The organism is Tenacibaculum sp. MEBiC06402 (genome assembly GCF_049239625.1).
In the GTDB taxonomy this organism is placed as follows: domain Bacteria; phylum Bacteroidota; class Bacteroidia; order Flavobacteriales; family Flavobacteriaceae; genus Polaribacter.
The window spans coordinates 238,178-259,744 of the sequence record NZ_JBMKKT010000095.1 but is presented as its reverse complement, the minus strand read 5'-3'; the positions used below and the strand labels follow the sequence as shown (position 1 = coordinate 259,744).

Annotated in this window: 25 protein-coding genes; 12 read left to right on the top strand and 13 right to left on the bottom strand. The window is 31.6% G+C overall.

The window, feature by feature from the left end:
* Positions 1-65 precede the first annotated feature (65 nt).
* Entirely contained in the window at positions 66-1,679 is a 1,614-nt protein-coding gene (pckA, locus tag ACOSP6_RS09615; protein ID WP_422095301.1) for a phosphoenolpyruvate carboxykinase (ATP), read from the bottom strand.
* Between the two features lie 88 nt (positions 1,680-1,767).
* The gene (locus ACOSP6_RS09610; protein ID WP_422095300.1) at positions 1,768-2,148 is read right to left on the bottom strand and encodes a DUF423 domain-containing protein; all 381 of its coding nucleotides are present in this window, start codon (positions 2,146-2,148) and stop codon (positions 1,768-1,770) included.
* 79 nt (positions 2,149-2,227) lie between these two features.
* On the opposite strand from ACOSP6_RS09610, the gene ACOSP6_RS09605 reads away from it, so the two are divergent.
* From ACOSP6_RS09605 to ACOSP6_RS09595, 3 genes are all read left to right on the top strand, one after another.
* The gene (locus ACOSP6_RS09605) at positions 2,228-3,598 is read left to right on the top strand and encodes a saccharopine dehydrogenase family protein (protein ID WP_422095299.1); all 1,371 of its coding nucleotides are present in this window, start codon (positions 2,228-2,230) and stop codon (positions 3,596-3,598) included.
* Positions 3,599-3,937: 339 nt separating this feature from the next.
* The gene (locus ACOSP6_RS09600) at positions 3,938-4,351 is read left to right on the top strand and encodes a hypothetical protein (protein WP_422095298.1); all 414 of its coding nucleotides are present in this window, start codon (positions 3,938-3,940) and stop codon (positions 4,349-4,351) included.
* 16 nt (positions 4,352-4,367) lie between these two features.
* Entirely contained in the window at positions 4,368-4,985 is a 618-nt protein-coding gene (locus ACOSP6_RS09595; RefSeq protein ID WP_422095297.1) for an SGNH/GDSL hydrolase family protein, read from the top strand.
* Here ACOSP6_RS09595 and ACOSP6_RS09590 read toward each other — a convergent pair.
* Positions 4,982-5,320, bottom strand: coding sequence for a winged helix-turn-helix transcriptional regulator (locus ACOSP6_RS09590; protein WP_422095296.1), 339 nt, complete (start codon positions 5,318-5,320; stop codon positions 4,982-4,984). The genes ACOSP6_RS09595 and ACOSP6_RS09590 overlap by 4 nt on opposite strands.
* A 104-nt stretch (positions 5,321-5,424) precedes the next feature.
* Here ACOSP6_RS09590 and ACOSP6_RS09585 point away from each other — a divergent pair, with 104 nt between their 5' ends.
* Entirely contained in the window at positions 5,425-6,093 is a 669-nt protein-coding gene (locus ACOSP6_RS09585) for an NAD(P)H-dependent oxidoreductase (protein WP_422095295.1), read from the top strand.
* Positions 6,094-6,096: 3 nt separating this feature from the next.
* On the opposite strand, the gene ACOSP6_RS09580 is transcribed toward ACOSP6_RS09585, so the two are convergent.
* Genes ACOSP6_RS09580 through ACOSP6_RS09565 form a run of 4 tightly spaced genes read right to left on the bottom strand, consistent with a single transcriptional unit; the run spans position 6,097 to position 8,115 of the window.
* Positions 6,097-6,816, bottom strand: coding sequence for a tRNA1(Val) (adenine(37)-N6)-methyltransferase (locus tag ACOSP6_RS09580; protein WP_422095294.1), 720 nt, complete (start codon positions 6,814-6,816; stop codon positions 6,097-6,099).
* Positions 6,817-6,939 carry a hypothetical protein gene (locus ACOSP6_RS09575; RefSeq protein WP_422095293.1) on the bottom strand — a complete coding sequence of 41 codons (123 nt, stop codon included), beginning with the start codon at positions 6,937-6,939 and terminating at the stop codon, positions 6,817-6,819. It abuts the gene before it with no gap.
* A 20-nt stretch (positions 6,940-6,959) separates the two neighbouring features.
* A complete protein-coding gene (gene mnmD / locus ACOSP6_RS09570; RefSeq protein ID WP_422095292.1) occupies positions 6,960-7,613 on the bottom strand; it encodes a tRNA (5-methylaminomethyl-2-thiouridine)(34)-methyltransferase MnmD in 654 nt (217 codons plus the stop codon).
* A 1-nt stretch (position 7,614) separates the two neighbouring features.
* The gene (locus tag ACOSP6_RS09565; protein ID WP_422095291.1) at positions 7,615-8,115 is read right to left on the bottom strand and encodes a DUF4920 domain-containing protein; all 501 of its coding nucleotides are present in this window, start codon (positions 8,113-8,115) and stop codon (positions 7,615-7,617) included.
* Between the two features lie 123 nt (positions 8,116-8,238).
* On the opposite strand from ACOSP6_RS09565, the gene ACOSP6_RS09560 reads away from it, so the two are divergent.
* Positions 8,239-9,297: a branched-chain amino acid aminotransferase gene (locus ACOSP6_RS09560; protein WP_422095290.1), complete on the top strand. Its 1,059-nt coding sequence runs from the start codon at positions 8,239-8,241 to the stop codon at positions 9,295-9,297.
* Between the two features lie 82 nt (positions 9,298-9,379).
* On the top strand, positions 9,380-10,348 hold the full coding sequence (locus tag ACOSP6_RS09555) for a TlpA family protein disulfide reductase (protein WP_422095289.1): 969 nt from the start codon (positions 9,380-9,382) through the stop codon (positions 10,346-10,348).
* A gap of 6 nt (positions 10,349-10,354) precedes the next feature.
* Here the strand turns inward: ACOSP6_RS09555 and ACOSP6_RS09550 are convergent, their stop codons facing one another.
* The 3 genes from ACOSP6_RS09550 to ACOSP6_RS09540 are packed head-to-tail and all read right to left on the bottom strand — an operon-like array spanning position 10,355 to position 12,156.
* Positions 10,355-10,741: a hypothetical protein gene (locus tag ACOSP6_RS09550; RefSeq protein WP_422095288.1), complete on the bottom strand. Its 387-nt coding sequence runs from the start codon at positions 10,739-10,741 to the stop codon at positions 10,355-10,357.
* A gap of 10 nt (positions 10,742-10,751) precedes the next feature.
* Positions 10,752-11,432: an HAD family hydrolase gene (locus tag ACOSP6_RS09545; protein WP_422095717.1), complete on the bottom strand. Its 681-nt coding sequence runs from the start codon at positions 11,430-11,432 to the stop codon at positions 10,752-10,754.
* 1 nt (position 11,433) lies between these two features.
* Positions 11,434-12,156 (bottom strand): SDR family NAD(P)-dependent oxidoreductase, encoded by a 723-nt coding sequence (locus tag ACOSP6_RS09540; protein ID WP_422095286.1) that lies wholly within the window; start codon positions 12,154-12,156, stop codon positions 11,434-11,436.
* A gap of 65 nt (positions 12,157-12,221) precedes the next feature.
* Here ACOSP6_RS09540 and ACOSP6_RS09535 point away from each other — a divergent pair, with 65 nt between their 5' ends.
* On the top strand, positions 12,222-12,437 hold the full coding sequence (locus ACOSP6_RS09535) for a hypothetical protein (RefSeq protein ID WP_422095285.1): 216 nt from the start codon (positions 12,222-12,224) through the stop codon (positions 12,435-12,437).
* Between the two features lie 3 nt (positions 12,438-12,440).
* Here the strand turns inward: ACOSP6_RS09535 and ACOSP6_RS09530 are convergent, their stop codons facing one another.
* Together ACOSP6_RS09530 and ACOSP6_RS09525 are read right to left on the bottom strand one after the other, a co-directional pair.
* A complete protein-coding gene (locus tag ACOSP6_RS09530; protein ID WP_422095284.1) occupies positions 12,441-13,358 on the bottom strand; it encodes an ion channel in 918 nt (305 codons plus the stop codon).
* A 112-nt stretch (positions 13,359-13,470) separates the two neighbouring features.
* Positions 13,471-14,034, bottom strand: a complete 564-nt coding sequence (locus tag ACOSP6_RS09525) for a DNA-3-methyladenine glycosylase I (RefSeq protein WP_422095283.1) — start codon at positions 14,032-14,034, stop codon at positions 13,471-13,473.
* 96 nt (positions 14,035-14,130) lie between these two features.
* On the opposite strand from ACOSP6_RS09525, the gene ACOSP6_RS09520 reads away from it, so the two are divergent.
* From ACOSP6_RS09520 to sppA, 3 genes are all read left to right on the top strand, one after another.
* Entirely contained in the window at positions 14,131-16,188 is a 2,058-nt protein-coding gene (locus ACOSP6_RS09520) for a cytochrome c biogenesis protein CcdA (protein ID WP_422095282.1), read from the top strand.
* Positions 16,189-16,270: 82 nt separating this feature from the next.
* Positions 16,271-16,681, top strand: a complete 411-nt coding sequence (locus ACOSP6_RS09515; RefSeq protein ID WP_422095281.1) for a DUF6146 family protein — start codon at positions 16,271-16,273, stop codon at positions 16,679-16,681.
* A gap of 47 nt (positions 16,682-16,728) precedes the next feature.
* Entirely contained in the window at positions 16,729-18,474 is a 1,746-nt protein-coding gene (sppA, locus tag ACOSP6_RS09510) for a signal peptide peptidase SppA (protein WP_422095280.1), read from the top strand.
* 205 nt (positions 18,475-18,679) lie between these two features.
* Here the strand turns inward: sppA and metK are convergent, their stop codons facing one another.
* Positions 18,680-19,933 carry a methionine adenosyltransferase gene (metK, locus tag ACOSP6_RS09505; protein WP_422095279.1) on the bottom strand — a complete coding sequence of 418 codons (1,254 nt, stop codon included), beginning with the start codon at positions 19,931-19,933 and terminating at the stop codon, positions 18,680-18,682.
* A 273-nt stretch (positions 19,934-20,206) separates the two neighbouring features.
* Between metK and trxA the strand changes: the two genes are divergently transcribed.
* On the top strand, positions 20,207-20,524 hold the full coding sequence (gene trxA, locus ACOSP6_RS09500; RefSeq protein ID WP_132792606.1) for a thioredoxin: 318 nt from the start codon (positions 20,207-20,209) through the stop codon (positions 20,522-20,524).
* A 63-nt stretch (positions 20,525-20,587) separates the two neighbouring features.
* A complete protein-coding gene (locus tag ACOSP6_RS09495; protein ID WP_422095278.1) occupies positions 20,588-21,514 on the top strand; it encodes a DUF58 domain-containing protein in 927 nt (308 codons plus the stop codon).
* The last annotated feature ends 53 nt before the right edge of the window (positions 21,515-21,567 follow it).

Sequence of the window (21,567 nt, the reverse complement as noted above, 5' to 3'; positions counted from 1 at the left end):
TCTTTTGTGCTAAAATAATCAGTTTTCAAAAAAAAAGCATCCTAAAAAGGATGCTTTTAAAATTCTTATTTTTCGATAATCGGTGGACCACCAGCTAATATCTCTTCATTTGCATATTCTTCGAACTTCTTAAAGTTACTTCTAAAAGAATCTGCTAATTTATGTGCTGTTTTATAATATCCTTCATCATTATTCCATGCTTGACGCTGACTTAATAACTCAGACGGAACACCTGGACATTGTCTTGGTTGAGCTAAACCAAATACTGAATGAATATGGTAATTTTCTCTCGTAATTTCCTCTGGTAACCCTCCGTTAAGAGCTGCCTCAATCATTGCACGAGTATATTTTAATTTCATTCTGTTTCCTACTCCGTAAGGACCAGCGAACCATCCTGTATTTACCAACCACACATTAACTCCAGTTTCTTTCATTTTCTTACTCAACATTTCCGCGTAACGAGTTGGATGTAAAGGCATAAAAGGCGCACCAAAACACGCAGAAAAACTCGGTTGTGGTTCAGTTACACCTGCTTCCGTTCCGGCAACCTTAGCTGTATATCCAGAAATAAAGTGATAAGCTGCCTGACCAGGCGTTAATTTTGAAATTGGTGGTAACACACCAAATGCATCAGCCGTTAAAAAGAAAATATTCTTAGGGTTCTTACCTATAGAAGGAACTCTGATATTTTCAATGTGGTGAATTGGATAACTCACACGAGTATTTTGAGTAATAGAAGTATCAGCGAAATCTACATTCCCCTTATTATCCATTACTATATTTTCTAGGATTGCTCCTTTTTTGATTGCTCCATATATTTCAGGTTCTTTATCTTTAGAAAGATCAATAACCTTCGCATAACAACCTCCTTCAAAGTTGAAAACTGTGTTTTCTGAAGTCCATCCATGCTCATCATCTCCAATTAAACTTCTGTTTGGGTCTGTAGATAACGTGGTTTTACCAGTTCCCGATAATCCGAAGAAAATAGCCGTATCTCCATCTTTACCAACATTCGCAGAACAGTGCATCGGTAAGGTATTTTTATTTACTGGCAAAATAAAGTTTAAAGCTGAGAAAATTCCTTTTTTGATTTCCCCTGTATAACCAGTTCCACCAATTAAAGCTACTTTTCTAGAAAAGTTTAAGATGGCAAAGTTATGTTGACGAGTTCCATCAACCTCCGCATCTGCCATAAATCCTGGAGCATTAATAACAGTCCATTCCGGAGAAAACTCTTTTAACTCTTCTGCTGTTGGACGTAAAAACATGTTATATGCGAACATATTACTCCATGGATATTCGTTTACAACTCGAATATTTAATTTGTAGTCTTCATCAGCACATGCATAACTGTCTCTAACAAAAATTTCTTTGTTAGAAAGATATGCTACTACTTTATCATATAACTTATCAAATTTTTCAGAATCGAATGGAATGTTAATATCTCCCCACCAAATCTCATCTTTGGTAATTTCATCTTTAACTATAAATCTGTCCATAGGAGATCTTCCAGTAAACTCTCCTGTATTAACAGCTAAGGCTCCAAATGCAGTTTCCTTTCCTTGTCCTTTCTCAATAGTTAAATCGTGTAACTCCTCTGAAGTTAACTGATAACGAATCGTAGAATCCTTAATTCCTAATGAGTCTAACGAAATCGTTTTCGTTTCAAGATTTGTCATCTATTATCTTTTTAGTTGTGTTTTATTTTCGACAAAAATAAATCTTTTTGTTTAAACTGCTTGTTCTTAACTATTTTTTATTGAAAATTTATTTTTTCAGTGATTTTTTAAGGAAATGATAACACAATTGTCCCCAACCAAAAAAGAGAATTAAACCTCCTAATGGTGTTACAAACCATATTTGTTTAGCTGGTATTTTTAATAAATAAATACAATAAATGGATCCTGAAAAGAAAAGTACTCCAATCAGAATTGTAATAGTTATTACTCTTTTAAATTTATCAGTTAAATGATTACTGAGATTTAGTATCATCAATAAAATCACATGATACATTTGATACCTAACGGCTGTCTCAAAACTTTTAATAGCTTCCTCACTCAAGCTTTCTTTAAGTGAGTGTGCTCCAAAAGCTCCTAACAATATTGTTATTGCACCTAAAAAAGCGATTATTGTTAAATTTTTATACATTATTATTATATTTGTTAAATATTAAACTTTTATAGAAATGTATTTTCTGTAAAAACTAAACAAATTTACTACATATTTAATGAGAAAAATATTGATAATTGGAGCCGGTAGATCTAGCTCTTCGCTTATAAAATACTTACTTGATAAGTCTTCAAAAGAGAATTTACATATCACTATTGGAGATCTTTCAAAAGAAAATGCCGAGCAAAAAATAAACAATCATCCAAATGCATCTGCAATTAAACTTGATGTATTTAACGAAGAAGACAGAAAATCTGCTATTCAAGAATCGGACATTGTTATTTCAATGCTACCAGCTCATTTACATATAGAAGTAGCCAAAAACTGTTTAGAATACAACAAACATATGGTCACAGCATCATATATTTCTAAGGAAATGCAAGAATTAGATGAAGCTGTTAAAGAAAAGGGATTAATTTTTATGAATGAAATCGGATTAGACCCTGGAATTGATCATATGAGCGCCATGGATGTTATTGATAGAATTCGTGAAAATGGTGGTAAAATGTTATTATTCGAATCCTTTTGTGGAGGATTAGTAGCTCCTGAGAGTGATACAAATTTATGGAACTATAAATTCACTTGGAATCCGAGAAATGTTGTTTTAGCTGGTCAAGGAGGTGCGTCAAAATTTATTCAAGAAGGAACTTATAAATACATTCCTTATCATAAATTATTTAGAAGAACTGAATTTTTGACTATCAATGGTAGTGGTAAGTTCGAAGCTTATGCAAATAGAGATTCTTTAAAATATCGAAGTATTTATGGCTTGGATGATATTCCAACTATGTATCGTGGTACGGTCAGAAAGGTTGGATTTTCTAGAGCTTGGAATGTTTTCGTTCAATTAGGAATGACTGATGACAGCTATACAATTGAAGACTCTGAGAATATGAGTTATAGAGATTTTACAAACTCTTTCTTAGCTTATTCACCATCCGATTCTGTAGAATTAAAATTCAGATCTTATTTAAAAATCGATCAAGATGATGTGATGTGGGAAAAATTTCTTGAACTAGATATTTTTAATGCTAAAAAGAAAGTTGGTTTAAAAAATGCTACTCCGGCTCAAATATTACAGAAAATATTGATGGACTCGTGGACTTTACAAGCACAAGACAAAGACATGATTGTAATGCACCATAAATTTGGTTATCAAGATAAAGATGGTAAACACCAAATAGAGAGTAGTATGATTATAAATGGTGATGATCAAACTTATACGGCAATGGCAAAAACTGTTGGTTTACCCGTTGCAATGGCTACCATTAAAATATTAAATGGTAAAATATCTACACCAGGTGTGCAATTACCAATCACTAAAGAAGTTTATGAGCCTATTTTAAAAGAACTTGAGGAATACGGAATTAACTTTATTGAAAAAAACGTGCCTTACCTCGGATATAATCCAGAGGGTGTTATAGGTTAACTGTTTTATAACAAAAAAGGGTTGCTCAATTATTCTTAAAACAATTTTGCAACCCATATGGTTAAAATTTATTTGGAAGCTTATCTCAATTAAAATTTATTATGCCCTTACCCATAGAAATCTCAAAAATGAAGATTACGCTTCACGGACATAAAACAGTTAATTTCTAAAACACCCTACTTTTTTTTTCAAAAAAAATAAAATTTCTCTCAAGCATCATTTCTTAAAGAAAACAAAGACCTGTTTATTAACTAATTAACAGGTTTTTTCGATTTAATTTTACATTTATTTTAACCTTCTTATTGTTCTGAATACTTTATATTGCTAAAAAATTTAATTATGAAAAAGTTAATCTTATTATTATTTATTCCTTTTTTCTCTTTTATTTCAAAATCTCCAGAAAAAGATATCATTGGTAAATGGACGGGAGAAGACAAAGGTGAGATTGGATTTATGACTTTTGATGAAGATGGTTATTTGACAATGGAATTTAATGGTAAAAAAATGGGTGGTAAAGATTTCTTGTACAGAGGAAAAAAGGCCAAGGCTACTTATAGATTCAAGTCAAAAACAGCACCCTATCAAATTGATATTGTGATTTCTGATATTGATGATAACGTGATTCGATCAATGTATTGTTTAGCTGAGTTTAAAGATAAAAACACTATGAAGTTTGGTATTTCTCAATCATCCTATAATCGTTCAAAGAAATTTGAAGATTATGATTCTATTCTGTTAACCAGAGTTAAATAAATTCTAACTTTACAACATGAAAAAACTACTAATCTGTCTTAGCTTTATTTGTGTTCAATTGCTAAATAGCCAATCCAAAGAAACTAAAGAGTTTTCTATCTTATTTGTAGGAAACAGTCTTACATATTATAATGACTTACCTGGTTTGGTTAAAGAGTATGCTAAAACCAATAAAGAAATTAACATCAATACTCAAATGATTGCTTTTCCTAACTATGCGATCGAAGATCACTGGAATGAAGGAAAAATTCAAAAATTGTTAAGTAGTAAAAGCTTTGATTTTATTGTCATACAACAAGGTCCATCATCTCAAGAAGAGGGAAGAAAAATGTTAATTGATTACGGAGAGAAAATCAAAAAAATCGCAGAATCAAGTAATTCAAAACTATGTTATTTCATGGTTTGGCCGGCATTGAATTATTATAACACTTTCAATAAAGTAATTCAGAATCATAAAGAAGCAGCAAATCATAATGAAGCAGTGCTTATTCCTGTTGGCGAATATTGGAAAAATTACATTGAAGAGAACAACGATTACTCTTTCTATGGAACCGACAGATTTCACCCTTCACAAAAGGGAAGTAAAATTGCTGCAAAGATTATTGTTGATACTTTATTTAATAAGCAAAACTAATTTTTTTCATAATTATCCGAAACATAATCTCCCCATTTCGCAATCTCATTTAATAAGGGAATTAAGGTTTTACCGAACTCTGTTAGTGAATATTCTACTTTCAAAGGAGGCTTACTGTAATATACTTTTCTTTCAATTACACCATCTTCTTGTAATTGTTGCAACTGTAAACTTAAAGTTCTTTCGGTAACAGTTCCCATTTTCTTTCGTAATTCGCTATACCGTAATTTTCCTTCAATCAGATAAAACAGAATAACTGTTTTCCATTTACCCCCGATAATTCCCATCGTTAAACTTGTACAACATGGGTATTCTTTACCTTTAAACTTATGCATTTATCCTAATATTTTACACTATCCTTTTTGACCGTTATTGCACAAATACAAAACTATAAATAATTTTGTTACTATAATTTTTATAGTTTAAAAAATCATAAAATATGAATACAATTTCAAAAGATGATGTACTAAATGCTTTTCAATTTAGACACGCAACAAAAGAATTCGACTCTACAAAGAAGTTATCCGATGATGATATTCGCTTTATATTAAAAACCGCAAACTTGTCGCCAAGCTCATTTGGTTTTGAACCATGGCATTTTGTGGTAGTTCAAGACAAAGAACTACGTGAACTATTAAAACCAGTAGCTTGGGGAGCTCCGTTAAAACTTGATACTGCTAGTCATTTTATATTAGGACTAAGTATGAAGGCACCAATGACAAAATGGGATAGCGATTATATCAAACACATGATGAATGATGTAAAACAGCTACCAGATGATGTTATGGAAATGTACACAAAATTTTACCGCGAATTTCAAGAAAGAGATTTCAATTTAGATTCTGATAAAAAACTATTCGATTGGGCTTCAAAGCAAACTTACATAGCACTAGCAAATATGATGACTTCTGCTGCATTAATTGGAATTGATAGTTGTCCGATAGAAGGATTTCACGAAGAAAAAGTAGAAACCTTGTTACAGCAAAAATTTGATGTTGATACTACAAAATATGGTTTGTCTTATATGGTTGCTTTTGGACATAGAAAATCAGATCCGGAGCGCGCGAAAACAAGAAGAGATTTTGAAAGTATTGTAACTTGGAAATGATAGCTACATTTTCAAGTAAAAATCTTTTGTTAACTCAATATAGGCATCAGTATACTGATGTCTTTCTTTTTCTATAATTAACTCATCAGAGATGATTTGTTTTTTATCAAACGAAAACTCTAATAAACTTCTTTTTAACTCAGAATTTTCATTACCTCTCACTCGACAAACTCTGTTTATATATAAACCGAAAGATTCAGCTAACTCCACAAACTTTTCTTCCTCTCTAAAAGGAATTATAGTGGCAAAAAGCCCATTTTCATCTAATAAATCAACAACTCCTTTTAACAAATCCTCAAAACTCAGAGACGATGTAAAACGCGCCTCATTTCTGGCAGTATCATCAGTCTCAAATTCATCAGTGTAAAAAGGTGGATTCGAAACGATTAAATCATAACTTTCTTCTTCTTCACTTAATTCTATCGCAAATTCTTGGAAAGATGCGTTATAACAAAACAAGCGATCTCCCCAATCAGATCTTTCAAAATTCTCAACAGTTTGTTCGTAAGCACTTTCATTAAGCTCAACAGCATCTACGGTCAAAGCATCGGTTCTTTGCGCAAGCATTAATGCAATAACTCCAGTTCCAGAACCAACATCTAATATGGTATCCGGATATTCTGAAATCGAACACCAAGCTCCCAATAAAACCGCATCTGTACCAATTTTCATTGCTGTTTTATCTTGATAAACGGTAAACTCTTTAAATAGAAAAGGCTTCATTTAGAATAATCGACTAATTATTTTCTCGGCATTGAAAAATAAAAATAACGCGATAGCTAATAGTAATACTAAAAACAGTCCTTTTTTAGGATTAGACTTTTTTCTACTTCCAAATCGTTTCATGTAACGAAATTTTTTGTTGATTAATATTTGGTTGCCCGTAGCATCTCTCTTTTTCCTGGAGGTCCCGGTAATCTTTCTACTGTAAAACCAACTGCTTCCATTGCTCTTCTTACGCTTCCTTTTGCTGAATATGTAACTAAAACACCTTCCTTTTTTAAAGCAATAAAAATCTTCTTGAATACCTCTTCCGTCCACAACTCCGGCTGAACTCTCGCTCCGAAGGCATCAAAATAAATTAAATTAAAAGCATCGGAATCTGAGATATCTTTAAAAAATTGTTGTCGCTTGGTCAAAAAGAAATTTTCATCAATTCGATGTTCAGATTCCCAAGAAACCTCATGAATTTTTTCAAAAATGTTCTGATTTTTCTCCGCTTTCAATTCCGAAACATAATTCAGTTTTTTAATTTCCTCTTCTGAGACTGGATATGCTTCAACTCCAACATATTTTATCTTCTTTTCAGATTCTAAATACGTGATAAAGCAGTTTAATCCTGTACCGAAGCCTATTTCTAAAATTGAAATCTCATCCAAGTTTATATTCGTCAAACCATGTTTAATAAACACGTGATATGCCTCTTGAATAGCACCGTGCTTGGAATGATACTGTTCATTCCAAGCAGGGATATGAATGGTTGTTGAGCCATCAGAAGTTATGATGATTTCTCTTTTCAAATTACTTTAGTAAAACTCCGTGTGCTAAAAAAGCCATTTCCTTTTTTGGCTCCGTAATTTTCCCTATCTCTTCTTTTGATTTTCCAGCATCTTCAGCATAATGCTTTAATTCTTCAACAGAGGTTTCTTGAATAAAAGCTTTACCTTCAACAATTACTTCCTTTCCGTTGCTATCTAATGGCATAAAAAATCCGTAGTCTTTAAATCTTACCATTACTTCCTCAGAGTCAGAAACAGGAACTTTCATCCAACATCCTTTTTTAGAGCATACTTCTTTAATTTTAGTTGCAAATTTTACGTTTACCGTATCTCCTACATTCATGGTAGCATACTTTTCTAATGCTTGCTCTTTTGTTAAAGCTCCATCTTGAGAAATTTTTGCTCCAAAAGATGCATATTCAACTTTAGTAGCTTCTTTTTTTACAGGCTCTTCCTTTTTTTCTGTTTTACAAGAAATAAAAGTTAAGAACAAACCACAAAATAAAATAAGTAAGTTTTTCATTATAAGTTATTTAAACATTTTAAAGCTACAAAGATACGATTTTATAGTGCGTTGAAACCTTAAAATCATTCTAGAAACTCATCTCTATTTTGTACTTTAGCGCTATTAACTAAATCTTTATCTATGAGCACTTCAAACATTCAAATTATTCCAATTGAAAAATCAAAAATTGACACTGTAGATTTTAACAATTTAGTATTTGGAACGGTCTTTACAGATTATATGTTTGAGTGTGATTATAAAGATGGGAAATGGCAAACTCCTGTTATAAAACCTTATGGTGATATTTCTGTTTCACCTTCAGCTAGAGTTTTTCATTATGGACAGGCAGTATTTGAAGGTATGAAGGCGTACAAAGACAACAACGACGATATTTTCTTATTTCGACCAGATGAAAACTTTAAAAGAATTAACAAATCTTCTGCCCGTTTAGCGATTCCAGAATTTCCGGAAAATTACTTTTTCGATGGTTTAAAGCAGCTTTTGAATATTGAAAAAGAATGGATTAAAAAAGGTGTAGGTAACTCCATGTACATAAGACCCTTTGTTATTGCTACTCAACCAGCAATTTCGGCGAGTCCCGCAAGTGAATACAAATTCATGATTATCTTATCTCCTGCTCAGGCATACTATGCTGGTGAAGTCAGAGTATTATTTGCTGAAGAATATAGTAGAGCTGCTAACGGAGGAGTTGGTTTTGCTAAAGCTGCTGGAAATTATGCAGCTCAGTTTTATCCAACAAAATTAGCGCATGAAAAGGGTTTTCAACAAATTATTTGGACGGATGCCGATTCTCATGAATATTTAGAGGAGGCTGGGACTATGAATATTTTCTTCCGAGTTGGAGACACGCTTTTAACTGCTCCGAATAATGACAGAATTTTAGATGGTGTAACGAGAAAATCGTTAATAAAGCTGGCTGAAGACAATAACATTAAAGTTGAAATCAGAAGAATATCGGTTGCTGAAATCAAAGAAGCTGCTAAAAAAGGAGAATTAAAAGAAATTTTTGGTTCAGGAACAGCTACTGTTGTAAATCCTATTATTGGATTTAGTCATGGTGGCGAAACGTATGATTTACCTAAAATTGAGAATTCTTATGCTAGTTTATTCAAAGAGAAGCTAATGAATATTCAATATAATATTTCGGAAGACCCTTATGGATGGAGAGTTAAAATTTAGTTTTCAGTTAAGTAATTGATAACTAAAAATTAACATCTGCAATGTTTTTTTATATATTTGTAAAGGTTCGGGATAAAATATTATGAAAAACATTCTAATTACTATTGTTACAATGGCTGTTGCCTTCGGCATCACGTTTTATATATTGACTAACTTTTATGAGCAAAACAATAACGAATTAGACTTTATTTCGGATGAAACAACAGCTTTAACAACAAGCAGTGATTCTGATGACTCATTGGATGATGACGATTCGGATGATGAGTATAATGATGATATCACTAATATTAATGCAGATTCAGACACCGACAACGATAGCAACAATGATTTATTTCCTGATGTAGAAACTATCTTATCAAACTATCCAAAATGGGAAACTTACTACAATAAAAACATTAATCTTTCTTCGGATTTTATCGCTTTAGACAACCAGGGAAAAGAAATTGAAAAAGGTGATTTCTTGAGTGATTTAACTTCAGGAAGTTTTGCACCTATAAAATTACTTTCTGGAAATTTAATGTATCAACTACATAATATTGAAGATGTCAAAGACCAAAAAATCATCACATCTGTTAAAAACGAAGCTGATTTAGCCTATGCTTATTTTAATAAGATAGGAAGTAAATTACCAGAGTTTAATTTTTCTGACATCAATGGAAATCGCTTTTCTAGTGCGTCTACAGATGGAAAAATAATTATTCTTACCTGTTGGGAAACAAAGTCTAAAGCAAGTATTAATGAATTTCCGCAACTCAATAAATTATATGATAAATATGAAGCTTATGAAGATGTTGTCTTTTTGAGTTTCGCTACAGATAAATCTAGTAAGCTACTTGAATTTCTTGCCAAGAACGAATTAAGACACCCTGTAGTTGCCAATAAAGAATCTTACATGAAGGATCAGGTTGGAGTTCGTCAATTTCCTACTCATTTAATTGTAGATGAAGACGGAAATATTGAAAAAATGGTAAGCAATTTCTCTCAACTTGAAGCTGCTTTAGAAAAAATTGCTGAACCAGATTTAACAAATTTAAATGAACCAGGAATGTAACCATAGTTACTTATCCAATACTTCTTTAATATTAGGCCTGAAATAATTAGGTCCTTTCATAACTTTTCCATCCTCTCTGTAAATTGGTTTTCCATCCTCACCTAATTTACTCATGTTACTTTTTTGAATTTCATTAAATACCTCATCAATTTTATACTGCATTCCATGTTCTATTATTGTTCCACATAAAATATATAACATATCACCAAGTGCATCAGCAGTTTCAACCAAATCGTTATTCTTTACAGCTTCGAAATACTCTTCATTTTCCTCTTTCATTAAATTAAAACGGAGCAATTTCCTGTCATCTCCAATATTCACTACAGGTGATTCATTAAGTCCTAATCCAAATGCTTCGTGAAATGCTTTTACAGCTTGTATTTTTTCTTTCATTCTATTATAATTACTTTATATTAAATATTTTTTCCGCTTTAAATAAATCGAACTCTTCCCAATTATTAATTCGATATTTTACATTTGTCTTTTCGAAATCCTCAACGTTTTTAGTATTTACTCCGACAAAATGCAAATTCAAATTATTTGCAGTAGTTACATCCCAAAGTCCATCTCCAAAAGAAATAATCTCATTAAAAGAATCTACCTGATAATAACTTTCAGCTTTATTAATTGCTGATTTTACAATTTCTTCTCTCGTATAAACACGATTTGAAGCTTCTAAAACCTCAGGATAGTATTGTACTCCTGCTTGCTCTAATTTCAAATAGGCTGGTTTGAGAATAGAACCAGTTGCGAAACACACTCCATAATCTGTATTATTTATAAAAAAATCAACCATTTTTCTCGCCCCGAGGACTTCCCCAGAATCTGGGAACTTAAGAAAATGATCCGTCATTATCTCTTCAAATTTCGGTATTAGAGATAATGAAAACTCCTTTTTAAAAGTCTTTTCATAATTTTCTTTTAGAATATAACTATCGGTTGCATGCGCATAATTCTTCCAATTAGTATCAACATTATCAATACCAAACTCACTCATTGCTTGCAATAAAGCATCTGTATGTTTTTCTTCGCTACTAGTTAAAGTATCATCTATATCTAAAACAATCAGCTTCATTTTTTTCATACTAAAACACTTTTTTTAAAATCCAAGTAGGCATCAACTTTAAGACAAAGGCAATTATTGCCCATCTCTTAGAAACATATGCTACCCTCTTTTTATTTTTTAAAGCCTTAAAAATTTGTTCAGCTGCTTTATCTAAAGGAGTTAACCAAAAAATCCCTTCTCCTACAGCCATAGCTGTATCAACAAATCCAGGTCTGATATCGGTGATAAAAACCTTACTCGAAGAAATTTCTTTGGTCTTGAGATACAAACTCTCCAGATAGGCCTTTTGATACGCTTTTGATGCGAAATAAGATGGAGCTCCTCTACTTCCTCGAATGGAAGCTATTGAGGAAATTCCGACTAAATGACCAAAGCCTTGTTTTCTGAAAAGATTAAAAGCTAAATCGTATAGTTTTGTAACTCCGTAAACATTTGTTAAAATGGTATCTTCTTCTTTACCCCAATCTAATTCAGAATTTAAATATGCTACTCCCGAGGATTGTACTATTAAATGAACCTCTTTAAATTCTTGAACAATATCGTTGAAAACTTTTTCTACTTCTCCTACCTTCTGAATATCGTTTTGCTTGAAAATAACTTTATCAGGGTACTCATTGGCTAATTCTTCGAGCTTAGCTAATCGTCTTCCAGTTACAGCTACCTTGTAATTGTTTTTAATTAAAATTTCGGTAAGCCTTTTTCCTATGCCAGAAGTTGCCCCAAAAACGATTGCTCTATGCATTTAATTAGTACTTTTGCTAAAAATACGAAGTTTAGTATAACAATAATATAAAACGCACTAATTTTATGTATCCACTTACAGCCTTAAAAATGTTTACCACTGGTAGAATTATATTTGCAAGTATCTTTGTAGTTGCTTTTGTTATTTTAATGGTTATTAGTTACAAGAAAGATGCGAAAAACAACAAGAAACATTACCAGAATGCTGCTTTATATGTTGCTATCGGTATTGCAGTAACGATTGCTTTATTGTTTTTATCAAAACTTTTAATTCACAAATAATAATTACATCGGTTCTACTTCACTAAGTTTATCATGATCCAAAATTGTATAACCGTCTTCATCTATACTTGATGACGGAATGTACTTTACATCAGAAATTACCTGCGTGAATTTGTAAGAAGAAGTTTGATATACTTTTTGACCAAAGGACTCTTCATGATACTGAACCAAAATATATAATCCAGCGTTTAATTTTTCAATTTCTTGATTTGATAATTTATGTAACGGACTTTTTTCATCTATCATATGAACGATTGTCCACATTGTAGGTAAATAGGTAATTTTTTTACGTTCAAGTTCCAAAGCGTAAAAACTTCTTTTATATTGACCTGTCTCATCTTCTTCGTTCATAGAAAGTGTTACAGAAATTTCTGGTTCTATCATCAATGTTTTTCTGCTATTCATTAATCTAAACATCAATGCTCTTCCTCCTTGAAATTCTCTTAAAATTAAATTATTGCTAAAACGAATCGCTGCTTTTGGTTTTGAAAACCTTCCATAAAGCAGACCTGTTATAAAAGCGAAACTCATTAAACCAATTAATGCCTCAAAAGCAGCAATAATGTTTGCGGTTATTCCTTTAGGAGCAATTCCTCCATAACCAACCGTTGTTAGTGTTTGAGCGCTGAAGAAAAAACCATTTAAAAAATCCTTAATTAAACTTCCTCTAGACGGAGTAATTTGTTCAATTCCAATAATCACATATACAATTCCAAATACTATATTCATTATTGTATATCCTAAAACCACGAATAGGAAAAACCTCCACCAACTTAACCCGATAAAAAAAGTATATAAATCATCAATATTTAAAGGTCTATTTACATGAAGGATATTTGTAGATCCATCTTTATTTATAATACCTTTTACATTTTCTGCTGATGAATATCCAAAACCAGGATCTTTAGTTTCCTTTGCCATATATGACTGTAATTAACAATGCTTATAATATTTCAACCGAATCACCAAATTAGGCAATTGCAGTGGAAGATAAAATTTCTTTGCACTAATTTTAATTGAATTTCACAACCTTTTACGAACATTCGTTATACCGAAAACAATCTACCGTATGATCGTTTACCATCCCTGTAGCTTGCATGTGCGCATAAATAACTGTTGAACCAACAAACTTAAAACCTCGTTTCTTTAAATCTTTTGAAATTAAATCAGATAATTCCGTAGTTGCTGGAACATCTTCTCTTTTGTTAAAAGCATTTTTAATAGGATTTCCATTGCAAAAACCCCAAATATAATCTGAGAAAGAACCAAACTCCTTTTGAACTTTCATAAAAGCTTTAGCATTAGAAATTGTTGCTTTTATTTTTAATTTGTTTCTAATTATTCCAGGATTATCTAATAATTCCAAATATCTATCTTCAGAATAGTTTGCTATTTTTTTATAATCGAATTGATCAAATGCTTTTCGGAAATTTTCTCTTTTCCTTAAAACAGTAATCCAACTTAAACCAGCTTGAAAAGTTTCTAGTATTAAAAATTCAAATAATGTATCATCATCATAGACAGGAACACCCCATTCTTCATCGTGATATGCAATATACAACGGATCATTTCCTACCCAAAAGCAACGTTTCTTCATTTCAAAAAAGTTTGAGTTAAATTTAATAAAAACAGCCCTAAACTATTTGTATGAAAAAGACTACATTTACGTCTTATAGCATTAAAGTAATCGATTATGAAGAAAATTTTCTTTCTATATATAACTCTTTTAACTTCTCTTGTCAGTTTTTCTCAAGTTTATGAACCTGTTAAATGGAAAACGAACATCGAAAAAATTAATGAAACCGAATCTTATTTAGTTGCTACAGCTACTATCGATAACGGCTGGCATTTGTATGCTCAAGAGATTCCAACTGGAGGTCCAAGACCAACAATTTTCACTTTTCAACCCAACGAGAGTTATGAATTAATTGGAAAAACAATTGAAGATGAAGGAATAACAGAAGATGATAAAATCTTCAAAATGAAGATTAAATATTTTGCGTACAAGGCTACTTTCAAACAAAAAATTAAGCTGCTAAATAGTGATACTAAAATTAATGCGGAAGTTCAGTTTATGGTTTGTGATGATACTCGCTGTTTACCTCCAATAACTGAGGATTTGATTTTCACTAATAAATCTGCGAATGTAGCACAAAAGAAGAATACGGAAAAAGCAGATTTAAATGACACTGAGGCATCTGCTTTATTATACGGTATCTCAAGTGATGAAATGCAGCAACCTGTTACAGACATTAACGCTGTTGATTCTAACGATGATAAAGACGTTCAAAAGAAAAATGAATCATCTTCATTATTAAGTATTTTTGGATTAGGTTTTCTTGGAGGTTTATTAGCATTATTAACTCCTTGTGTATTCCCAATGATTCCTTTAACAGTAAGCTTTTTTACTAAAAAAGACAGCTCAAAAGGAGCTGGAGTTTCAAAGGCAGTTCTCTATGGATTCTTTATACTCGCGGTTTATTTATTGTTAAGTATTCCTTTTCATCTGTTAGATTCAATTAATCCAGATATTTTAAATGAGATTTCTACCAACATTTGGTTAAACATAATTTTCTTTATTGTGTTTGTGTTTTTTGCAGGTTCATTCTTCGGTTATTATGAACTAACACTGCCTAGTAGTTGGACAAACAAAACTACTGCTGGAGAAGGTTCTGGAGGTATTATTGGAGTGTTTTTTATGGCACTTACTTTAGCAATTGTATCGTTTTCTTGTACTGGTCCAATATTAGGTTCTTTATTAGCTGGTTCATTATCTTCAGATGGTGGAGCTTGGCAATTAACTTCAGGAATGGCTGGATTTGGTGTAGCATTAGGTTTACCTTTTACCTTGTTTGCAATGTTTCCTAACATGTTAAAATCGCTTCCTAAATCCGGTGGATGGATGACTACTGTAAAAGTTGTTCTAGGTTTCTTAGAACTAGCTTTGGCTTTCAAGTTTTTATCAAACGCCGATTTAGTTGCACATTGGAACTTACTAAAAATTGAACCGTTCTTGATTATTTGGATTTTAATCTTTGCTGGATTAGGATTATATCTTTTTGGTAAGATTAGATTCCCGCACGACTCACCAATGCAAAAAATTGGAATAACAAGAATTGTTTTAGGTATTGCTTCTTTAGCTTTTGCAATTTATTTAGCTACTGGTTTTAGATATAATGAAGAAACTAAAACATTTACACCATTATCTTTATTAAGTGGTTTAGCGCCTCCTGTTGGTTATAGTATTTTACATCCAAATAGCTGTCCAAATAATTTAACTTGTTTTAAAGATTTAAAAGAAGGTTTGGAATATGCTAAAAAAGAAAACAAGCCAATTATGTTAGATTTTACTGGATACGCTTGTGTAAACTGTCGTAAAATGGAAGAACATGTTTGGCCTATTCCGAAAGTTGATAATGTTTTAAGAAATGATTATGTATTGATATCTCTTTACGTTGATGATAAAAAAGAACTTCCTAAAGAAGAACAAATTGTCGTTAACAGAATTAACGGAGGAACTAGAAAATTGAGTAATTATGGTCATAAATGGTCTCATTTTCAAACAATATTCTTTAAAACTAATACGCAACCTTATTATGTTTTATTAAGTCCTGACGGAAAACAAATATTAAATAAACCAGTTGGATATACTCCAAACGAAGACGAGTACTTAAATTGGTTGCTAGACGGAAAAGAAAAATCAAAAAACACTTTAAATAATTTATTCAATCAATCTGATTTACTGAAATAACAAAAGATTAACACCTTTTAAAACGAAGAGATACATTGTAATGATGTATCTTTTTTTTTATCTTTATAAGAGATTGTAAACCATGAATATAAAAATTCAACATATCATTTATCTTTCTTTTATAATTATGTTAACCTCATGCGGTTCAATTTCAAAAGATAAAGAATACACAGGTAAAGAAGAACCTGTTGTAATAAAAAATGATAGTGTTGAGTATGAAATAACTATTATAGACCCTGGTTTTAACAATTATTTAGTAACCGTAGCTAGACCACCAGGTTATCATTCGCAGATATTTCTTGAGAACAAAAACCGATATTATGTGTCTATCTGGAACTCACGAGTGAACAATCCATCGAGATTCAATCCTAATATATACGAAAACATTATACTGTATGACCCTCATGTAGATTATGGTTATGATGTAAACTATAAGCTATTCAATTATTTTGAATTCGCTCAACAAAAGTACCGTATGCGATTACAATGGTAAAATCGTACTAAAAACGTATATTTGCACCCGAATTTTAATACTACAAAATGAAGTTTTTACGTAATCTATTAGCCTCTATACTAGGTTTTTTTATAAGTCTGTTTATCCTATTCTGCTTTTTTTTATTGATTGCAGCAATTGCTGGTGGTGAAGAAGAAATAGTAGTTAAGCCTAATTCAGTTTTAGAGTTGGATTTAACTAAACAAATCAAAGATTACGCACCAAAAGATACAAATCCAATTGCACAAGCTTTAGAACTTGATAATGAAAGATTGTCTCTAAACAAAATTTTAAATGCTATTGACAACGCGCAATTAGATAAAAATATTAAAGGAATAAGTATTAAAACTAATTACATAAGTGCCGGAATGGCGCAAACTCAAGCTATCAGAAAAAAATTAGAAGAGTTTAAAGAATCAGGTAAATTTGTGTATGCTTATAATGATATTTATACTCAGAAGAATTATTACCTAAGCTCTGTTGCCGATAGTTTATTTCTGAATCCTGTTGGTCAAATAGAATTCTCTGGTCTTTCAACGGAAATACTATATTACAAAGATTTTGAGGACAAGTATGGCGTAAAAATGGAAGTCATTCGTCATGGAAAGTATAAAAGTGCAGTTGAACCTTATTTAGATAATAAAATGAGCGATGCAAATAGAGAGCAGATTACTTCTTTCTTAACTTCAATTTGGTCTGAATTCACCAACAATATTAGTAAAAGTAGAAATATTTCAGTTGAACAATTAAATACTATTGCTGATAACTCTGAGGGAAGAAATGCTGAGCTGGCACTTAAAAACAACCTTGTTGATGGAATTATCTATAAAGATCAATATCTAAAAAAATTAGAAAACGCCGTAGATTCAAAACCGAATACTATAGATATCGTAGATTATATCAAATCAGGAAAAGGAAGAATTTTCTCTACTGCTAAAGATAAAATTGCGGTAATTTTCGCACAGGGGCAGATAATGTATGGAGAAGGAAATGAAGATGTTATTGGACAAGGAATAATCAACAGAGCAATCAAAAAAGCTGTAAAAGACAAAAATGTAAAGGCTATTGTTTTACGCGTAAATTCACCTGGTGGTAGCGCATTAGCCTCAGAATTAATTTGGAGAGAATTAGAATTAGCCAAAAAAGAAAAACCTGTAGTTGTATCTATGGGAAATTTAGCTGCTTCTGGAGGTTATTACATCGCATGTAATGCTGATCTTATTATAGCAGAACCAACTACTATAACGGGTTCTATTGGAGTTTTCGGTGCTATTCCTAATGCTTATGAGTTCTCTAAAAAAATAGGAATTAACGCTGAACAGGTAGCAACAAACAAAAGTGCAAAGTATAGTTTGTTTGAGCCTATGGACAAGAAGTTTTATGATGTTACGAAAGAAGGAGTGGAACAAATCTACACGACTTTTGTAAATAGAGTAGCTACTGGAAGAAAGATGAGTTATGAAAAAGTTGATGCTATTGCCCAAGGAAGAGTTTGGACTGGTAAAGAAGCACTAGAAAATGGATTAGTTGATGAACTAGGAGGATTGCAAGAAGCAATTGATGCGGCAGTGCAGTTATCAGACATAAAAAGTTATAGAATTCGTAACTATCCTAGTTACAAGAGAGATTTAAAGGAAATGCTTAGCTTTTCTCCTTTTGGAAAAGTCAATAAAGAAGAAATTATTAAAGAAGCTATAGGGGCTGAAAACTATGAGCTCTTTAATCAAATAAATCAAATTAAAAGTATGGAAGGTATACAAGCAAGAATGCCTTATTTGATTAATATTAAGTAAGATAAATTACTAAAATTATATAAAGGAGAGTTGCTTTCAATAGTAATCTCTCCTTTTTTATTTTCAATATTTTAATTAACTCTCTCAGATTTCTTTATAACATCAAATAGAATTTACATTTATTGTAATCGAATAATTAGCAAAAAAAAAACGCTCTAAATATTTTTAGAGCGTCTTCTTATTTATGTTATAAATTTGGAGTTTTTTATAATCCAAAAGATTTTTTAACATTATCTACATAATCTAATTTCTCCCACGTAAACAACTCAACCTCAACTTGCTTAGACTCTCCATTAGGCTGTTCAAAAGTTTTAGAAATCACTTCATTCTTTCTTCCCATATGACCATAAGCAGCTGTTTCACTATACATTGGAGTTCTTAATTTTAATCTCTCTTCAATTGCGTGAGGTCTCATATCGAAAATTTCAGAAACTTTAGCAGCTATCTCTCCATCAGTCATATCAACTTTTGCAGTTCCATAAGTATCTACAAAAATACCCATTGGCTCTACAACTCCAATAGCATACGACACCTGAACTAAAACCTCATCTGCTACTCCTGCTGCAACTAAATTTTTAGCAATATGACGCGTAGCGTAAGCTGCACTTCTGTCTACTTTACTTGGATCTTTTCCTGAGAATGCTCCACCACCGTGTGCTCCTTTACCTCCGTAAGTATCAACAATAATCTTACGACCAGTTAATCCTGTATCTCCGTGAGGTCCTCCAATTACGAATTTTCCAGTTGGATTGATATGATATTTGATATCATCATTAAATAACGCCTGGATTTGAGCTGGTAACTTAGCGATAACACGAGGCATTAAAATCTCTTTAATATCCTTTCTAATTTTAGCTAACATTTCATCATCTCCAGCAAAATCGTCGTGCTGAGTTGAAACAACAATTGCCTCTACTCTTTGTGGCACATTATCATCAGAATACTCGATCGTAACCTGACTTTTTGCATCTGGACGTAAATAATTTATTTCTTTACCTTCTCTTCTTAAGTCGGCTAATTCCTTTAAAATTAGATGAGACAAATCTAAAGCTAAAGGCATAAAGTTTTCAGTTTCATTGGTTGCATAACCAAACATCATTCCCTGATCTCCTGCTCCCTGTTCTTCTTTCTTGGCTCTATCTACTCCTCTATTGATATCATCAGATTGTTCGTGAATTGCTGAAAAAACTCCACAAGAATTTCCATCGAACATATATTCACTTTTTGTATATCCGATTTTGTTAATTACGTTTCTTGCGATTTTTTGAACGTCTAAATAAATATTAGACTTTACCTCACCAGCTAAAACTACTTGACCAGTAGTAACTAAAGTTTCACATGCTACTTTTGAATTAGGATCAAAAGCTAAAAAATTATCTATTAAAGCGTCACTAATTTGATCTGCTACTTTATCTGGATGTCCTTCAGATACACTCTCTGATGTAAAAAAGTATGACATATTCTTATTGTATATTAAATTTAGTAAGTGGAAAGTTGGTCGCAAAAGAAGCCAAACATTTCTGCTTTAGCATTTTTTTACGAGGTTGCAATCATAACCAAATCTTTCCTCTTAAGTTGCCAGCAAATTTACTATTATTATCGAACTATAAAAATAACTAGCCAAACATATTTATAAAATTGATTTGCAGATAAGAAAAACCAATGTTTTTAAGATTGAGAATAGAAAAATAAATTAGTACATTTGTGAGCATTAACGTTTAAAGACAAAAGAATGGCATTAGAAATTACAGATACAACATTCGAAGAGACAGTATTGAAGTCTGATAAGCCTGTATTAGTAGATTTTTGGGCAACTTGGTGTGGACCTTGTAGAATGGTTGGGCCAATCATTGACGAAATCAGTAAAGAATACGAAGGTAAAGCAGTAGTTGGTAAAGTAGATGTAGACGCGAATCAAGAATTTGCTGCTAAATATGGAGTAAGAAACATTCCTACTGTTTTAGTTTTCAAAAACGGAGAGGTTGTTGCGAAACAAGTTGGAGCTGCTCCTAAGAAAGCGTACACTGACAAAATTGACGCTGCATTATAATTAGAAAAAATTATTTTTATAAAAAAGGTTTGACAAATGTCAAACCTTTTTTATTTTCGGTAAATGGCTATTAATCTTTCTGAATTACAATCATCTGAAATTAAAAACTTAGACCTTTTAGCAAAGCAAGTTGTTGAAGGGTTTATTACAGGTATGCATAAAAGTCCATACCACGGATTTTCAGTTGAATTTTCTGAGCACAAACTGTACAACAAAGGTGAAGACACAAAACATATCGATTGGAAGCTGTTTGCTAAAACAGAAAAATTATACACCAAGAAATATGAAGAGGAAACTAATCTTAGATGCCATATCATAATCGATAACTCTTCATCTATGCACTACCCTATTAAAAAAGTGCAAAAGTTGACCGAATTAAACAAAATTGGTTTTTCAGTAGTTGCTGCAGCCAGTTTGATGGAATTATTAAAAAAACAACGTGATGCTGTTGGTTTAAGTATCTACTCTGATTCTTACGAATATTATGCTCCTGAAAAAGGAAGTGACCGTCATAGAAAAATGTTAACTCATCAATTAGAAACTCTTTTAAACAAACCTAAAGAATCCAAATCTACAGACACTTATCAATTTTTACATGAAATAGCTCAAAAAATTCATAGGAGGTCGATGATATTTTTATTTACTGATATGTTTCAGCCATCAAAAGATAATGAGGAATTATTTGACGCACTAAGGCATCTAAAGTATAATAAACACGAAGTTATTTTATTTCATACGTTCGATAAAGAATTAGAATATAATTTTGACTTTGAAAATACACCGAAAAAATTCGTGGATGTCGAATCTGGACAAGAAATAAACTTATACGCTGACACAATTAAAGAATCATATTCTAAAGCTGTTGGCAACTTCTTTGATAATTTAAAAAATAAATGTTTGCAGTATAAAATCAACTATGTCCCAGTAGATATAAGAGAGAACTACAATAAAATACTTAGTACATATTTGGTGAGTAGAAATAATTTTTAATTTTTTTTCTAAAAAAGTTTGCAGAATTAAAAAAGGGTGTTATATTTGCACCC

Coding starts and splice junctions, on each gene's coding strand:
- pckA (WP_422095301.1), bottom strand. CDS start 1,679: ATGACAAATCTTGAAACGAAAACGATTTCGTTAGACTCATTAGGAATT.
- ACOSP6_RS09610 (WP_422095300.1), bottom strand. CDS start 2,148: ATGTATAAAAATTTAACAATAATCGCTTTTTTAGGTGCAATAACAATA.
- ACOSP6_RS09605 (WP_422095299.1), top strand. CDS start 2,228: ATGAGAAAAATATTGATAATTGGAGCCGGTAGATCTAGCTCTTCGCTT.
- ACOSP6_RS09600 (WP_422095298.1), top strand. CDS start 3,938: ATGAAAAAGTTAATCTTATTATTATTTATTCCTTTTTTCTCTTTTATT.
- ACOSP6_RS09595 (WP_422095297.1), top strand. CDS start 4,368: ATGAAAAAACTACTAATCTGTCTTAGCTTTATTTGTGTTCAATTGCTA.
- ACOSP6_RS09590 (WP_422095296.1), bottom strand. CDS start 5,320: ATGCATAAGTTTAAAGGTAAAGAATACCCATGTTGTACAAGTTTAACG.
- ACOSP6_RS09585 (WP_422095295.1), top strand. CDS start 5,425: ATGAATACAATTTCAAAAGATGATGTACTAAATGCTTTTCAATTTAGA.
- ACOSP6_RS09580 (WP_422095294.1), bottom strand. CDS start 6,816: ATGAAGCCTTTTCTATTTAAAGAGTTTACCGTTTATCAAGATAAAACA.
- ACOSP6_RS09575 (WP_422095293.1), bottom strand. CDS start 6,939: ATGAAACGATTTGGAAGTAGAAAAAAGTCTAATCCTAAAAAAGGACTG.
- ACOSP6_RS09565 (WP_422095291.1), bottom strand. CDS start 8,115: ATGAAAAACTTACTTATTTTATTTTGTGGTTTGTTCTTAACTTTTATT.
- ACOSP6_RS09560 (WP_422095290.1), top strand. CDS start 8,239: ATGAGCACTTCAAACATTCAAATTATTCCAATTGAAAAATCAAAAATT.
- ACOSP6_RS09555 (WP_422095289.1), top strand. CDS start 9,380: ATGAAAAACATTCTAATTACTATTGTTACAATGGCTGTTGCCTTCGGC.
- ACOSP6_RS09550 (WP_422095288.1), bottom strand. CDS start 10,741: ATGAAAGAAAAAATACAAGCTGTAAAAGCATTTCACGAAGCATTTGGA.
- ACOSP6_RS09545 (WP_422095717.1), bottom strand. CDS start 11,432: ATGAAAAAAATGAAGCTGATTGTTTTAGATATAGATGATACTTTAACT.
- ACOSP6_RS09540 (WP_422095286.1), bottom strand. CDS start 12,156: ATGCATAGAGCAATCGTTTTTGGGGCAACTTCTGGCATAGGAAAAAGG.
- ACOSP6_RS09535 (WP_422095285.1), top strand. CDS start 12,222: ATGTATCCACTTACAGCCTTAAAAATGTTTACCACTGGTAGAATTATA.
- ACOSP6_RS09530 (WP_422095284.1), bottom strand. CDS start 13,358: ATGGCAAAGGAAACTAAAGATCCTGGTTTTGGATATTCATCAGCAGAA.
- ACOSP6_RS09525 (WP_422095283.1), bottom strand. CDS start 14,034: ATGAAGAAACGTTGCTTTTGGGTAGGAAATGATCCGTTGTATATTGCA.
- ACOSP6_RS09520 (WP_422095282.1), top strand. CDS start 14,131: ATGAAGAAAATTTTCTTTCTATATATAACTCTTTTAACTTCTCTTGTC.
- ACOSP6_RS09515 (WP_422095281.1), top strand. CDS start 16,271: ATGAATATAAAAATTCAACATATCATTTATCTTTCTTTTATAATTATG.
- sppA (WP_422095280.1), top strand. CDS start 16,729: ATGAAGTTTTTACGTAATCTATTAGCCTCTATACTAGGTTTTTTTATA.
- metK (WP_422095279.1), bottom strand. CDS start 19,933: ATGTCATACTTTTTTACATCAGAGAGTGTATCTGAAGGACATCCAGAT.
- trxA (WP_132792606.1), top strand. CDS start 20,207: ATGGCATTAGAAATTACAGATACAACATTCGAAGAGACAGTATTGAAG.
- ACOSP6_RS09495 (WP_422095278.1), top strand. CDS start 20,588: ATGGCTATTAATCTTTCTGAATTACAATCATCTGAAATTAAAAACTTA.